Annotated in this window: 8 protein-coding genes; 4 read left to right on the top strand and 4 right to left on the bottom strand. The window is 39.8% G+C overall.

Translation table 11 applies throughout. The annotated features are described in order from the left end of the window. Nucleotides 1-70 precede the first annotated feature (70 nt). Entirely contained in the window at nucleotides 71-2962 is a 2892-nt protein-coding gene (locus H6G14_RS30600; protein ID WP_190572443.1) for a glycosyl hydrolase family 18 protein, read from the bottom strand. A 925-nt stretch (nucleotides 2963-3887) separates the two neighbouring features. Between H6G14_RS30600 and H6G14_RS30595 the strand changes: the two genes are divergently transcribed. Beyond that, nucleotides 3888-4178, top strand: coding sequence for a hypothetical protein (locus H6G14_RS30595; protein WP_242054156.1), 291 nt, complete (start codon nucleotides 3888-3890; stop codon nucleotides 4176-4178). Nucleotides 4179-4348: 170 nt separating this feature from the next. Here H6G14_RS30595 and H6G14_RS30590 read toward each other — a convergent pair whose 3' ends face one another. The 3 genes from H6G14_RS30590 to H6G14_RS30580 all read right to left on the bottom strand — a co-directional run bounded on the left by H6G14_RS30590 (nucleotide 4349) and on the right by H6G14_RS30580 (nucleotide 12735). Beyond that, nucleotides 4349-8329: an AAA-like domain-containing protein gene (locus H6G14_RS30590; protein WP_190572442.1), complete on the bottom strand. Its 3981-nt coding sequence runs from the start codon at nucleotides 8327-8329 to the stop codon at nucleotides 4349-4351. A gap of 73 nt (nucleotides 8330-8402) precedes the next feature. Then, nucleotides 8403-10616, bottom strand: a complete 2214-nt coding sequence (locus tag H6G14_RS30585) for an AAA-like domain-containing protein (RefSeq protein ID WP_190572441.1) — start codon at nucleotides 10614-10616, stop codon at nucleotides 8403-8405. Nucleotides 10617-10659: 43 nt separating this feature from the next. Further along, nucleotides 10660-12735: a galactose oxidase-like domain-containing protein gene (locus H6G14_RS30580; protein WP_190572440.1), complete on the bottom strand. Its 2076-nt coding sequence runs from the start codon at nucleotides 12733-12735 to the stop codon at nucleotides 10660-10662. Nucleotides 12736-12915: 180 nt separating this feature from the next. Between H6G14_RS30580 and H6G14_RS30575 the strand changes: the two genes are divergently transcribed. From H6G14_RS30575 to H6G14_RS30565, 3 genes are all read left to right on the top strand, one after another. Beyond that, complete coding sequence (locus tag H6G14_RS30575; RefSeq protein WP_190572438.1) at nucleotides 12916-14049, top strand: helix-turn-helix transcriptional regulator; 1134 nt, start codon at nucleotides 12916-12918, stop codon at nucleotides 14047-14049. A 178-nt stretch (nucleotides 14050-14227) separates the two neighbouring features. Further along, entirely contained in the window at nucleotides 14228-14455 is a 228-nt protein-coding gene (locus H6G14_RS30570; protein WP_190572436.1) for a hypothetical protein, read from the top strand. A 575-nt stretch (nucleotides 14456-15030) separates the two neighbouring features. Next, nucleotides 15031-15540: a hypothetical protein gene (locus H6G14_RS30565; protein ID WP_190572434.1), complete on the top strand. Its 510-nt coding sequence runs from the start codon at nucleotides 15031-15033 to the stop codon at nucleotides 15538-15540. The last annotated feature ends 99 nt before the right edge of the window (nucleotides 15541-15639 follow it).

Raw genomic sequence — 15639 nt, 5'->3', positions numbered from 1 at the left:
TGCAAAGGAACTTATTCACTTTAGTTTTGCGTGATTACATTGTAGAAAATCTTACCCATACTTGTGTTGCTTAGTACACATGAATGAAATTTTTTGTCAATGCGTAAGTCCTAATACTATATTGCCCAATATTGTTTTCAATAATTTGTAACAATCCCCTCCCAACACTAATTAATTCACCTCTTGTGACCATTTGATTCCAAAAAGCAACAAGCCTATTATGCGGAACAATGTGATGCCGCATAACTTCAACTGGATAATTATTAGGATTGCTACCACTAGTATTTAATGCTGTATTGTAGCGAGGGAGGCTTAAGTAAGGAGCTGAGGAACGTTCTGGTGATAAAAGAAGATTAAACTCCTGGATCTCTTCTGGCAATTCTGCCTTTAATACGCACAAAGAACCATTTTCTTGGCTATCTTCAAAAAGAGCCAATATCTTGTCCTTATATTCTACTAGAGCAGGAGAGCGAGAGATTCCAATAGTTGTGGATGATGAGCTATCGTATAATTCATAACTATCATAAGACTGGTTAGAAAAAGAATAAAGCTTACCATTTTTCCCTTTCCCCTGATGCATGAAGTAAGCTTTGCCATTACGCACTACTATACCAGGAGGGCCCGATGTTTCATTTTTATTCCCCTCTAATGCAAAATCTGTTCCCAGCAGCCAATCATTTTCCCCGTCCCAAGAACTGTGATATAGTAAACCATTTTCTTCTCGTCCTTCATGGCAACAGTATAACTTATCATTTATTACTGCTACTCCTGGCGCACCAGATGTACCAACTCCACTACCATTCAACTCTAACCTTCGGTCTTCAGACCAGTTAGTACCATCAAAGATACAAAACCAAAGCCAACCATCTTCTCCTGCTCCCTCATGAATACAATAGAGTTGGTTCTTATAAACTACTAAAGCAGCAGGTGGAATACCAGGTTGCCTTGATGATGTTCCATGATTTGGTAGTCTTTGATCCTCAGACCAGTTAGTACCATCAAAGATACAAAACCAAAGCCAACCATCTCCTCGTCCGCCTTCATGAATACAAAAAAGCTTGTCATTATATACAGCAATAGCTGGAGGTCCAGATGTTCCATGATTCGGTAATTTTTGTGGATCAGACCAGTTAGTACCATCAAAGATACAAAACCAAAGCCAACCATCTTCTCCTGCTCCTTCGTAGACGCAAAAAAGCTTGTCATTATATATAGCAACCGATGGAGTTCCAGTGATTGCTATATTCGTTTTAGTAACTAAAAGGCTAGGGATTGAATTTTGGGCAAGAGATTTTACACTTTTTGTACTACTAAGTCTTGTATCAATAAACCATTCATTAGGAAAAATTCCCATCAACTCTTTAGGAAATATTTGTTTTGACCCTGATGGTAATGATGGACTCGAAGATATTGACGGTCTTACTTGAGGATTACCTGAGTTTTTGTAAAGTCCTTGAATAATACTTTTTCCCTCTTCCCAAAGCTCATTAGAAATTTCCCAAATAATTACCCCTTGCGCTCCTACTTGTTTTAAAAAATTCAATTTGACAGATGCAGTTTCTGGAGTTTCAAAGTAAATATTATGAGCATAAGGATAGTTGCCTGAAGCAGATATGAAAGAAGGTCTAGGTGTACTGCCAGAAATCTTAATGTTGGCATTGGCGGCAGTATTGGCATTAGGGAATTGTCCCAAGATATCTTTATATCTAATGACTTTATATCCCGGAGGTACTTGACCACTTAGGGGATCTGGATCTTTTTTATAGGCAAAGTCATATCCATAGTTAGGGACTCCTGCTGCTATTTTATTTCTGGGTATTTTTTGTCCAGAGCCTTGCCAGTTCATAAAAAATGGATTTGACCAATACCACAGAGCATCTTCAACTGACAAAATGGGATTATCTATCATGGGATCTGAGCCACTAGTAGCCCCTTGTCCACTGATGGGCCATGAACCTTGCTGTTCTTGTGCGTATGCTTCTTGGTTGCGAATTTTACGTAATGCTGTATGGGGGCCTACAGGAGATTGGTTCCAAGAACCAGTCAAGTCATAGGTCATTACCCCAATCCAGTCTAAATAATCTGCTATTTTTGGATCATAATTATTTCCATACCATGAAGTAGCAAAGACAGCTGCTGAAATAAGTTTACCTGGCATAGCTTCTTTCAACTTCTGAGCAAATAAAGTTAAGGCATATCCAGCTGGATGCGCCCCATCACTTTTTTGCCTACCTCCTTGATCCTTACTAGCATCACTATTCTTATCCCACCAACACTCTAAATCAAGGTCAACACCATCTAGACCATTTGATTCCACAAAAGTTTTTACGTTTTCTACTGCTTTATCAAGAAGTGGAGATGTAGTGTTGTTACCTATAGCTGTCATCAAATTTAGAAAACCATAGTCAGTTGCACCACCCAATGCAATTAATATATAAGTTCCTTGTTGATGTCCTGTATTAATAACATCGTTAATTATTGCATTAACATCATTAAGTGAGTTAGCTTCAAATTCACCAAGATTAGTCTCACTAAACATTAGGAAAGAGATGATTCCATGAGTAATACTTTGATATATTTCTGCATTACTATAATTAAATCCTTCTTGCTTTCTCCAGGTAGGAATATAAGCAATAACTTTTGCCTGTTCAGTTTGATTTGTAGTTGTTTCATTATACAACTCATCATAGAGTGTCCATCCAGGGTCTACTCCAGGCTCTTTACCCGCCCAGTAACTAGCTCTAAAGATATTACCTTGGTATTTAACCATTTCTCCTGTATGGTAGCCAGTATCTTTTGGTACCCACTCAGGAATTGTTGAATAATCTATAGATGATACCTCACTGTTTTGAGCATTAGCAGTAAGAACATTTATCAAAGGAGTGCTTCCTGCTGCTGTGGCTCCCACTACAAAACCGCCTGAAAGTTTTACAAATTGCCGCCGAGAAATTTCATTAAACATATTAATTATCCTGCCAAAAATTAACTTACTAAATCTAAACTATTAAGTTTAGATGTATGAATAATGCTTTTTTAGATACTGTGGATATCCTGTACTGCTACTAGTGTTTTAGTAGAAATTGATATTTACAAATATCTAAAGTTATACTAATTTTCTTACTCCATGAATATTTCTTTTTTAGGTTAATCAAATCTACCAATACTTGACTTGTATTTAAGCAACACAAAGTGCAAGTAGCAGTTTTATGCTTCTTAAAACTTACGCACTACTAATGTAAGTAGCGGCTAATTTTATTGATGTTACTTGTACAAATTCTCGAAACAGCATTTGACCGTATATTAGCAGCATCAGTAAATTTACGATAGTAGTTAAGCTTAAGCAAATATAAAATTTTTATTTTAAAACTCCCTATAGCTTACCTATCTTTAATTCCAGCAATTATTAACGATTATTTAACTACTAATAAAGAGAAATATTTGCTGACGTTTAACCTTAACTTTGTGCTTTTAGATATTTAATCATTAACAAATGCTGCATCAGCACTAGTCTTTCACCAATCCCCAATATCTGCAATCCCCAAAAGTTCCCTAAAAGTTCCCATGATGTTCACATACCTCCGCACTTGCAAAACTAAAGATTTACAACAGTTATTTTGAGCCTAAAAAATAAGCTTCAGCTTGTCACTAGCTTAATGTTGGGTTTTAAACCTATCAAAATGTGAGGTACAGAATATATAACTAGAGTTCGACATTACCCCGATTTTCCTAGAATTGCCACACAGACACAGTTTGCTTAGTTTCTCTTACTTACACAAGGCAAGTTTAGCAAGTTAATTTCAACTTAAGGCTTGCGTAAACAAACCAGAGTGATCGACAGGAGGAACGGGTAGCGCAAGCGGCTTATGCGGCTAGGATGCAGGCTATGTATGGCATTGATGCCGTGTCCACCCCCCCCTGCTAATGTAATTGGGAATAATAATTGCGGGGGTCTGGACGGACAGGAAAATCCCTGTGATTTTTGGTGGGGGCAGGTAAAATATTATGCAACTCTTGCAATGGAACGGGTAAGCCGTGGGGTTGATGCAGTCAAACAGTTCCTCTCCACCCTCAATAGTGACGAGCGTTGGGGCGTGATGATGGCAATTGATGAGCAAGCGCCTGTAATCTTTGAACAATTGACGGCGGCGGCTCCTGATTGGGTGGAGTGGCTGGGGTGAAGGGTTAGGGCAATGTTCTTTGTTGTGGTTGATTTTTCTCAAATATGCAATCGTCATACAGGTAGTAGGGTTATTGACTAACTTAGTCTTAACTCTAGTACCCTAACTCATGCACGGTTTTGTAGCCGAGTCAGGAGGGTAGCTTCCTGGCTTCGACATTTATTTAGTTTTTACTTTTTTTGCTGACAAAGCTGGCGATCGCTCTCGCTGACGTTAGGATTATTAGCGAGATAGTCTTTCAGAAAATTACACCCTCTGTTTAAAAGCTTATCCAGATCACCATATTCAGTTTGCCACTTCTGAAAATCCCATAATAGGAGTTCACCATCTTCTCCCACACTTGCGAGATTGCCGTCGGGTGTAAAAATTAAACCTGTGATTTTATGATTTTTCTGGGGATGGTAACGACTGGGATAAAAATATGTTACTAGCTCTCCTGAAGAAACATCCCAAATGCCAATGCGTTGATCCTCGCCTCCACCAGCTAAAAACTTACCGTCTGGGCTAAAGGCAAGACCCAAAACGCGTTCGATGTGTCCTGAAAGAATCGTTTTCGGTTGCTTCTGTGTATAAAAATTCCAAAGACCAACTTTCCCATCTTGTCCAGCAGTTGCTAACCACTTTCCATTAGGGCTAAACCTAACTCGCACAATTCCTGCTTGATGAGCTTGCCAACTATCGAGCATCTTACCAGAAAGATTCCAGAGGTGGACTTTACCAGTTGCGCTACCAGTTGCCAACATTTGTCCATCAGGGCTAAAACTCAGACGATAAACTCCCCCGGAATGTGGTAAGAAAGCCAGCTCACGTCTAGAAGTAAAATCCCAAATTCTTGCTCCATCCTGAGCAGCCGTGGCAATTAACTTGCCATTGGGGCTAATAACACCTTCAACACCTTGACCAAAAAGCCTATGTGGCGCTAATAGTTCTTTGCGCGTCTGTATATCCCAGATACGAACAGGATCATCCCGTAAAGCACCTATGAGATAGCGTCCATCTGCACTAAAATTTACGACTGCAAATGTTAATTCCCAACCACCTCTCATCAACTCACCAATTACTCGTCCAGATGGATAATTCCTCAGCCGAATGGCATCAGTCTCTGCTATGGCAATCTGATTTCCAGTGGCGTTAATAGCAATATCTGTTAAAGCATATGAACCCCTCAAAAGACTAGTTTCTCGTGGCTCAATATTCCACCATCGAATAGAGCCATTGTAGTGTATTGTCAGCATTTCCTGACTATCGGGACTAAAAACAATATTCCCACTTAAACCAAACCGATTGGGTGGGTCAACGGTAGATATGAGAAAAGGTGTAGATGTAGAGATATCCCAAACATGGGCATTTAATTGACCTGTCATTAAACGTTTGCCATCTGGGCTAAAACTCATACTTCCCACCCATTGCTGCACACCACGAATTTCTTGAATTTTCTTGCCGGCAAGATCCCAGATACTAGCAACTTCATCACCTTTGGAGGTAGCTACTTTTTGGCTATCTGGACTAAAAATTGCCAAGCCGGTTGATTCATCTGTTAATTTAAGTCTTTGTTTTGTGGTCAAATTCCACAGGAAAACACGTCCGGAATTTGCAACCACTAAAATATACTTGCCATCGGGACTAAAAGAAACACTGCCAACAGCCTCTTCATGTGCGAATTGCATGATTTGCCGTCCTGACCAGTCCCATAATCGAACTTGGTGATCAAAATCGGCGGTTGCAATCAGTTTCTCAGTGGGACTAAAGTTGATGGAATTATCAGATAATTTTGTTGTTTTCCGCTTGGGATTGAACACTTGCCATTGAGCTAGTATTTGTTTTGATTGATAACGATGCCACAAATGAACTTTACCATCTAAGCCAAATGCAGCAAGATGTTCCCCATCCGGTGCAATTTTGGCAGTAGTCGAGTTGGGGATGAACCATTTCCCCAGTGGTTGACCTGATTTGTGCCAAAGATAAATATTTCCATCAATGTCTACAACTGTGAAAAGTTTTCCATCTAGACTAAAGCTGCCGTTTCTGACTGCGGTATGGGCGGATACTATATTACGTTGACGGATGCGGTCTAATGCTATCTGTAAATTCTGTGGAATATGAGATAAATCACCAGTATTAGAAATATTTAGTAGCAAAGCTTGCATTCTTTTTCCATGATGCAGAGCCGCTATCAGAGTATCTAAATAGACTTCAGAAGTTTGTTCTAGTGTTTGTCTAACACGGAGGCTATCTAATTTTAGTTCTGCATATTGCTCAGTTTGCCGCAACGCTAACTCAGCTTTCCGCACGGCTAACTCAGCTTTCTCTAAACGAGCTTCTGCATTTTTTAGTCGCTCATTTGCCTGAGTTGTTTGTAATACCGCAGTTTTTTGATCGTTTTCAGCCTTTGTTAAATCCGCCTTGGCTTTTACCAACTGTTGATTAGCGAATAAATAGTTCTTTCTCGCAATCTGGAATTTTTCTTGTGCTTCTTTGGCTTCTTTTTGAAATTGATCACGCTCGCCTAATGCTTTATTCCGTTCTTTAACTGCGTTGTTTTGTGATTTAATTGCATTATTCCGTTCTTTAATTGCATCGTTTCGTGATTTAATCGCATTATTCTGTGCTTCAACTGCATCGTTTCGTGATTTAATTGCATTATTTTGTGCTTCAACTGCATCGTTTCGTGATTTAATTGCTGTTTCTTTTTCAGTCAAGGCTTTTTGTGCTTCTGATTGCTGATGTCCAGCATATATTGATGCAGCAATAGCACCCAATAAGGTAATTCCCAGGATAACAGAACCAATAGTAATCTGACGGCGGGCTTGACGATTAGCTGCGGACAATACCTGTTTCGCTTCTTCCTCTACCTGCAACTGCTGTTGAATTTCTCGCTTAGAAACTGCTTCACTCGCTGCTAAAAACTGATAGTCCAAATCACTGAGGCTTTTGCCTTCTGCCCACGATTGAGCGTCCTGTAGGGCTTGTCCCCGCAGTAACCGCGATTCATCTTGGCGATCACTCGTCACCCAAATACTCAGAGCTTCAGCATAAGGGCGCAACTCAGCCAGCGATCGCTCTACCCAAGCCAGATCAAAAACTGCCCCATAGATGCGGTTGAAGACAGTAAGTTTGTTATCTCGCTTAACCACAAGTCCAGTTAATCGTAGATACATTTGTTCTGGACTGTCATTGGTGGCGATTTCTTGCTGTTGCAGACACTGCTGATAGAGACTCAGTAATCGACCTTTGTATTGTTCTGCTCCTCGGAGAATGCGATCGCGAATCGTCCTCAAATGCTCTGGGTTATCTTGAGCCTCCCAGTTCTCCAGGATACGCGATTGCACCAATTGCCTAATTGTTTCGGCTTCATGACCTACAACAATTTGCAGTTGAGCATCAAGAATCATCTGGCACAACTTTTGGGTGAGAAACGGTTGTCCACCTGTCCAAAATAAAATGGCACTTAATACAGCTTCAGGATTATCGGCATGATTGACTAATCCTGGCATTAATGGCTGCACTTCTTGAAGTTGGAAGCCTCCCAAATCGATCGCTCGACCAATATTAAAAGGTGTGCGACTTTTATCTTGAATCAGATCAGAAGGTGTTGTTGTTCCTAGCAAAGCAAAGGTCAAACGATTGTACTCAGTTTGTTGCGATCTCTGCTCATAACAAGCTCGAATCAACGCAAAAAAATCATCCTTAAAGTCGAATTTCAAGACACTATCGATCTCGTCAAAGAAAATGACAATCGGTTGTGATATCTCGACTAACAGCACCGTTTCCAAAAATTCTACAAAGCGTTGAACAGGGGGTATATCTTCCCGTTCATGCCACCATTCACGATGTCGAATTTTAATTCCCAAGCTACTTCTCAATCGCCCAACAATACCTTGATACCATCCGCCAGTAGCAGCATTGTGAGTATCTAACTGATTCAGGTTGACTATCCCACAGGCAATTCCTTCTGCCCGCAGTCGTTGCGCGGCACGGTTCTGCAAACTGGATTTGCCCATTTGGCGGGAATTGAAAACATAGCAAAACTCACTCGCTTTCAGAGCAGCATAAAATTCCTGGTCAGCCTGACGCATCACATAGCTAGGTGCATGGCTTTCCAGTCCCCCGCCCACTTTATATTTATACGTCGGCTCCGATGTCATGCTCATCTTTTTAAGAAGTAAAAAGTCAAAAGATAATTTTCACAAATAAATGCACGGGGATTTATAATGAACAATTAATTTACTCTTGTAAATGATCTTGAAAATAGGAACGATAGAGATTAGAGCGCACGGTTGCATCATTCCGTTGCAAACGCACCAATCCCATACTCTCTAACTTAAATGCCGCTTCTGAATCCAGTTCTACTGGTCGATTTTTCATCACTACCTGACGCATTGCTTCTACCAGCTTGGGATACTGCTGTAAATTCAACAAATGGCGGCGCAAATGGTCGATATAAATTCCTGCTTCCGTGTGTGCATTCAAAACGAGCTGTTCCAACGTCACATCATTGCGACGCAAATGATACAACGCCTTCCGATTTAAATAGGGATGTCCGCCCACTAATGCCACTATCTGAGCAACCAAATCACTATTCCCAGCCAAATCATATCGCTGCGCCAAGTCCTGTACTTGTTTGGGACTAAATTCTGGTAATTCCACATTCTTACCCACATTGAACGGCGATTGATTGATATTTAAAGGCACATAAACTTCAGTAGAATGAACCACCACCAGTCGTAACTTTTCCCACAGTTCACTACTTGCATCTCCATATCGTGCTGATTCATACCATGATCGCAACAAACCAAAAAAATCATCGGCAACTTCGCGGTGGGGAAACACTCGATCTACTTCATCCAGTCCCAGGACAATCGGGTGATCAATTTCCTCTAAAATACATTCCTCCAGATAGGCATTACACTTATCCATGCTGCCGTATCCCTGCCAATAATCTGCCAACCGATGCCATCGCTTTAACCGCCGCCCTATCTGCTCACAAAACCAGCGCAAAAACTGATCCAAATCTGTGAACAGCTTACTATCTGCTCGCTGAAAGCTCAACGGAATCGTTTCGCAACCCTGGCTTCTGGCATGATCTAGAATCCTCGCCATCAATGAAGTCTTCCCCATCTGGCGCGGGGCTTTAATCCGAATTAAAGCCCCTGGTTGCATTATTTCCTGATAACAGTCTGTTTCAATAGGCGATCGCTCAATATACAATCCTGAACTTAGTGGTACTGCTCCCCCCGGTTCTCGGTACAACTCTGGTGACGCTATCGGTAAGGGTAAATAGTCGGGATTGTCTTCAAATCGTGTAGAAACTGGTAAGTCTAGGAGTTCTTCGTTGTTGATAGCCCATTGACCCCTCTCACCAATTACACTTAATACTTCCCGCACCAGTGAGGGTGTATCTTCAGGAGATGCCCACTCTCGTTGCTGAATCTGCTGTAAGTAGCCCCGTAGGTCATAATTTAAGGGTGAATTTAGTGGAAAATTCACACGGATCGGTAAGATGATGGGGCGTTTATCAATCCTTTGATCGCGCCATAGCTTTGCTCGTCGCACCTCCTCTGTCACCATTTCACTAACTGCTGATAGTTCGGATAGCAACAGCAAGAAATAGTCACACTGTTTCAGTTCCGCATCTATGCGTTGTGGCCAGGTTTCACCTAAGCGAATACTCTCCCCTGCCATAAATGCCTGATGTCCTGCTGCTTCAAGTGTTTTATGGAACTGTTGCGCCAAACTCCGGTCTGGTTCTTGAGAGCGGTAACTGATGAAAACTCGTGCAGTGGTATGGGAAGTTGCCATCGTTACTGAATCACCCACCTTAAACTCTATCTCTGATGGTGATGCACTTTTACTTTTTGTAAGAGCTTTTCGAGGCTGGCGACGTGATCGGTGCTTTAGCATTGGTGTTGAAGATTCAGGAATGGATTGTAAGTCGATAGCATTTTTACCAAATTCAAAGGATTCCTTGTAAGATTTTGCTGATCCCAAGGCTCGATAAAACCCTCGTGCAAATTTGATTGCAGCCTTATCCCCGATTTCCTTATTCATTCCCAACACACAATCGACATATTGATGAATGGCTTTTGCCTGAGCTTCAGAGTAACAGGCATTCAGAAATACACACTCAATCTCATCTTTAAACAAGCGGAATAGACCCGCCAGTGCTTCTGAACTGACAAGCTGCGTCTCTCCCAACTCATTCTCTAACGCTAACCCATAACTTCCAGTGCCATGTCCTGAAAAATGCACCACTTGGGGTGTGTGATCTAGGAGGATTGGCTGTAGATCGTCCACTCGCACAGCCCAACGAGTAATGAGTTGAAACTGGTCACGATTTTTCGATTGCTCTAATGCAGCTTGAATCTCCCGTACCTCTTCATCAAGGCGTAATTTGTCCGTATTTTTGGGATTAGCAGAGAGAATCAAGATTTTTTTCATTTTTCAAAGTTAATCTTTAAGTAATGAGCTAATGCCTCTTGCATCAGCTAATTTGAACAAACTTTGCAGTTGAAGGTACTCCATGCTCATCGTCTCGCAACAGAAACATCATGTACGGGCCTGGAGGGGCGTAAGTTTTATTTCTGGGCATTCTTGCTTGAAGTATCCAAGGAATATCTCTACGTCGTCTTGCTTGAAGCCTAAGCATTCTTTGATCAGTGTCAAGGGAATGTGTTCTAGAACCACAACGAATTAGAATTATTTGTTCTCTAATATTAGTTCCTTGGCTTTCGACCTCAAAAGACTCGCCGTAAGTTAAACGCTCTGGTGCTGATACAATTCTGGGACGAGAACCACAACTAAAATATGGCGGCTCAAAAACTTCCACGCTAAATTGTTCGCAAGTTGGCTCACTGGTTACTCCACCTTTCCATCCACAAGTACCACCACCTACGATAACGGCTCCATCTGGAGAAAGAACTGCACTAGCATGATATCCCCGTGTAATACTAGCTGAAGCTAAAGTTCTAGCAGTACCTAGACCTGAACCAGCAAAAGGTGTTATTAGCTCTGCTGAGACTATACCTTCGCTATTTTCATTAGCATATCCTTTACTAGCTCCTCCAACTAGCAAAATATTTCCATCTGGTAAAAGTATAGAATCTCCCATAAATCTAGGTTTTCTTAAAGGAATAGTTCCCTCAATTCTTAAACTTTTTGTAGCAATTTCATAGAGAAAAATGCTCGCTGAATCAATCGCATTTTGATTTTTGTCTTTTGTACCTGTTGACCCACCCCCAAAGACTATAATACGTACTTGAGATGGGCCATTTCCTTCAATATCAATATTTAGCGGTAGTAAAACCGATGAACCTTGAGTCCACCAAGTACGAAAACCTCCAACATCAATTTTTAATCCAATAATTGTATTACTATTTGGGTTGTAAACACGAGCAAACATTTCTGTTAGTACAAATAACAATCCATTTGGAGCATTATCTTCTGGAGTACTAGGTAACAAATGGGTTAGAGAATATAAACCTGCTAAACGACGACCATTCTCTATAATTTGTCTTCTATCTCCAGATGGACGACGGAACTTTTCATCTCTTGGATAGTCTTGTCTAGTTTCTCTTTTTTGAATTAGACGATTTTGTCTAACATCAAAAAATTCAATATCTTCATTAGTATCAGTCCAATCACTAAATGGGCTGGGAGCGCTACCTCCAATTATTAGACTATTTCCGTTAGCGAGTGTTATGCAAGTAGGGTACCATCGCTTATCCTCCATCTTTTCATAACTTTCATCCCATCTAACAGTCGGTCTACTACCTTCATTAGATATAGAGACTGTGCGAACTTTATCTGCTGCTGAGTTTCGCAAGGGATCTCCAGATTTGTATCCTCCTGCTATGAATAATCTTCCATCACCGAGAAAGCTATGACCTGCACAAAAAGGATTCCAATTCAAAAGCTTAACGCTACTGCCATTGGGACGACGAGTTTCTGAACTCCATAATTGGTATTGACCTTCTTTGTCGTAATGTTTCCCTTTGCTGTTATAACCAAAGAAAAGCACTTGGCCATTAGGCATCATAGCAATATGAGTTCCTACAAGTTCGAGATTTCCTCCATTTTTCCACTCACCCCTTACTTGTTTAACAAAAATATTAACTATTTTCTCTTGAGTAAATCTGTTAGAGCTAACTAAAATTCTTAGACTTCCACCTCTAATACTCCTTCCTCGTTCAATACCTAAAGTAGCTAGAGATATCTCAAAAATTGTTGCCCCCGCAGGAATAGTAAAAGTATTTCTAGGATTGATAACAAAAGCTGTAGAAGATGTTTCAATTTGAACATTCAGTGGAATATCAAAAGCACGACTAATACTGAACCTTAAGCGAGTTGAACTGAAACTAGGTTCTACACAAAGGAAGTCAATCCCTTTAATTTGAAATAAAGATAAATCAATATTTATAGGCGGATTTGTAGGCTTGATTGGCTTCAAAGGTAAATCAACGCTTGGTAATGATTGAGCTAAAGATTTTTGTGTTCCTAAAATCCAATAACCAAGATTACTTGCCAGAATAATGAGGGCATTTCTTCGTTTAATCGACATAAGTTTATTTTATTGCAATTAATAGCTGTTGCTTTATCAAATCTTTAATTTCTTTTATCGGTTGTGTATATTTTCTTTAAAAAAAACACTAATAGTAGAATTACAAATCTTTTTTACGAAAACAATACGCTAATTTACGTAGTTAAATATGAAGCAGTAACCATTCACTTATAACAAGACATGGAAACCCTGACTCAAGCTGATTGGCAACGTATACTTGAGTTTTTACAATCTCTTTACATACCTTGTAGTTTTGATAAATTTCCTATAAAATTGTTAGCAGATTTATCTAAGTTATTAGATGCAGAAATATTTAGCATAACCAGTTTCACTCTTCCCAATAAGCCCTTCTTGCCACGGGTATATACATTTCCTATTCCCGAAGTAGGTATGGCAGCCGAATTATTCATATCTCAACCCCATAATTTTTTTGCTCATCCAGTTGCCCAGCATTATGCTCAAACAATGGATAGGCAAGCGCTAGCAATTTCCGACTTTTTCACAGAATCACTATTTCATTGCCATTGCCCTCTGTATACAGATTTTTTTCAAAAATTTAGCTTGGAAGATCAGATGATGATTCAATTTGATGTTCCTTTCATAGGAAATGCTGATCCATTTCATCAAGGGCAAGACCAGTTCATCATATCTATCAACCGTGATCGACGTAACTTTACAGAGCGCGATCGCCTGATTCTAAATCTGATTCGTCCTCAAATAAAACAGGCATACGAAAATAGAGTCACCTTTAACCAGTTACAACAACAACTAGTTCAACAGCAACAAGCAACTGAGCAAGTAGCACTCATTTTAATATCTGTTGATGGTAGCCTAAAGTGGATGACTCAAAAAGCCCAGGAGATACTACAACGCTACTTTCAGCTATCGAGTACAACAGTTTTTTTGCCTGCTATTTTGCAAAGATGGGTAAATCATCAAATATTCGAGTTAGTCCAATCAACAAAACCTTTTACTCCTCCTTGTCCTCTGTACTTAGAATCAAAGGGACAAAGGTTAATGATTCGTTTGAATTACAATCCAGAATTGGAACAGGTTTATTTATTGTTAGAAGAAACTCAACCAAAGCAGTTTTCAGTTGACACACTGCAAATGTTGGGACTAACTAAACGGGAAGCAGAGGTATTGTTTTGGGTAGCAAAAGATTTAAGTACACGCGAGGTTGCAAAGCAGTTGGGAATGAGCGATCGCACCGTCATGAAACATTTAGAACACGTTTATGAGAAGTTTGGTGTTCAAACTCGCCTCGCTGCTGTCATGTACGTATTAAATCATTTAGGTATTCTCAATCAATAATTCACCATATTGAAGTTATTTTCTCTATATTCAGACTCCAAAACAACCAGCAATTTCTCGGAGGCGACAGGAGGAACGAGAGGCTCAGGCGGCGTATGCGGCTAGGATGCAGGCTATGTATGGCATTGATGCTGTGTCCACGCCCCCACTATTGTAATTGGAGATAATAATTGGGGGTATGGACGGACAGGAAAACCCCTGTGATTCTTGGTGGGGGCAGGTAAAATATTATGCAACGCTTGCTTTGGAACGGGTAACGTATGGGGTGAAATCGCTCAAAGAGTTCCTCAGTACCCTCAGCAGTGATGAGAGATGGGGGGTGATGATGGCGATTGATGAGCAACAGCCGCAGTTGTTTGGGCAGTTGGTGGCACAGGTTCCCGATTGGGTGGCGTGGATGGGGTAATTTCTAAACAACGTTATCTTGACGCTTGTTGATCATTGGGGTGCGGTTGGTTGTTGAGCGTGTAGATTGGAGTAGTTTACTTTTCCACTAAAACACTTAGTGTGAGTCGGTTATTTTACAGTTTCCTAACTTGGGGCAAATAATTTCTATCGCCTTGCCTTTAGAAAAAACAATTGTGTGTTTGTTATCTGCTGTGTCGCTTAAAGTGACTCGTTTGGTTGCACTCAATTTCTCCATATCCCTAACCGTATTTTCAAAAAAATACGATTCATGTCCACAATCACAACGAAAGGATGATGGATAAATTTCTATTGCCATCTTAAACGCCACAATAAATACTTTCAAATACTACCATTCTCTCTGAAATAAACGATTTCTAAAGCAGTGGCAAGTGCCGTTAACGGAATTTTCATTAGTTATGCCGAAAAAATAAATTTACACCGTATTTATAGTACACTAATACTATATACTCCGACTAAATTGATTCAAAACCTATGAAGCAAGTAGTTAGGCAAATTAAAGAGTGAATCAAATTCGAGTTTGAATTAGAAGCAATTAAATATGAATTGTGGAGATTGGATGATTATGAATACAGAAAGCTTCAAAAAAATAGTTTTTTTATTAAAGATGAAGATTCATTTTACAACAATATTTACTTGTCTGAAAATAAAAACCAAGACATTTTTAACCTAGTACAGTCATTTATCACCTTAACTTGGCTTTTTGGAAATAGCAGTGATTCATTTGATAGTTCCAAAGGCTCTTTTAGTTTTCCATTATTAATAACCATTAATAAAACAATAGGAAAGTTTTTCTATTTATTGCATATTTTTGATTCTAAAAGCTGGATATATTATCGCCTATATAAAGTATTTGAAGATGAATCAGATATACCTAAAATCCAGAGCAAAGTATTTAAATCAGAATTTACACACCAAGAAATTAATAATTTTTTCAACTATATACATAAATATATTAATGAGTCTTTTAAAAGTTTAAATTCTGTAACTGTACCCGAACCATTTTTGAAAGCAATTGATGCAAGCTTGATAATTTACGGCTATTACAATAACCAGTATAAGTAGCTAGGTGCAATTAAATATAAAACGCTCTAGTCTGTATTCACCCGCTTCGCTACGAGTTTTCATGCCATCCATGACAGCAATGGCGCTCATCGTACTCAT

The sequence above is a fragment of the Nostoc parmelioides FACHB-3921 genome (genome assembly GCF_014696625.1).
Classification (GTDB): domain Bacteria; phylum Cyanobacteriota; class Cyanobacteriia; order Cyanobacteriales; family Nostocaceae; genus Trichormus; species Trichormus parmelioides.
Note: the sequence above shows the minus strand (reverse complement) of the source record. Positions and strands in the feature narration are given on the sequence as shown.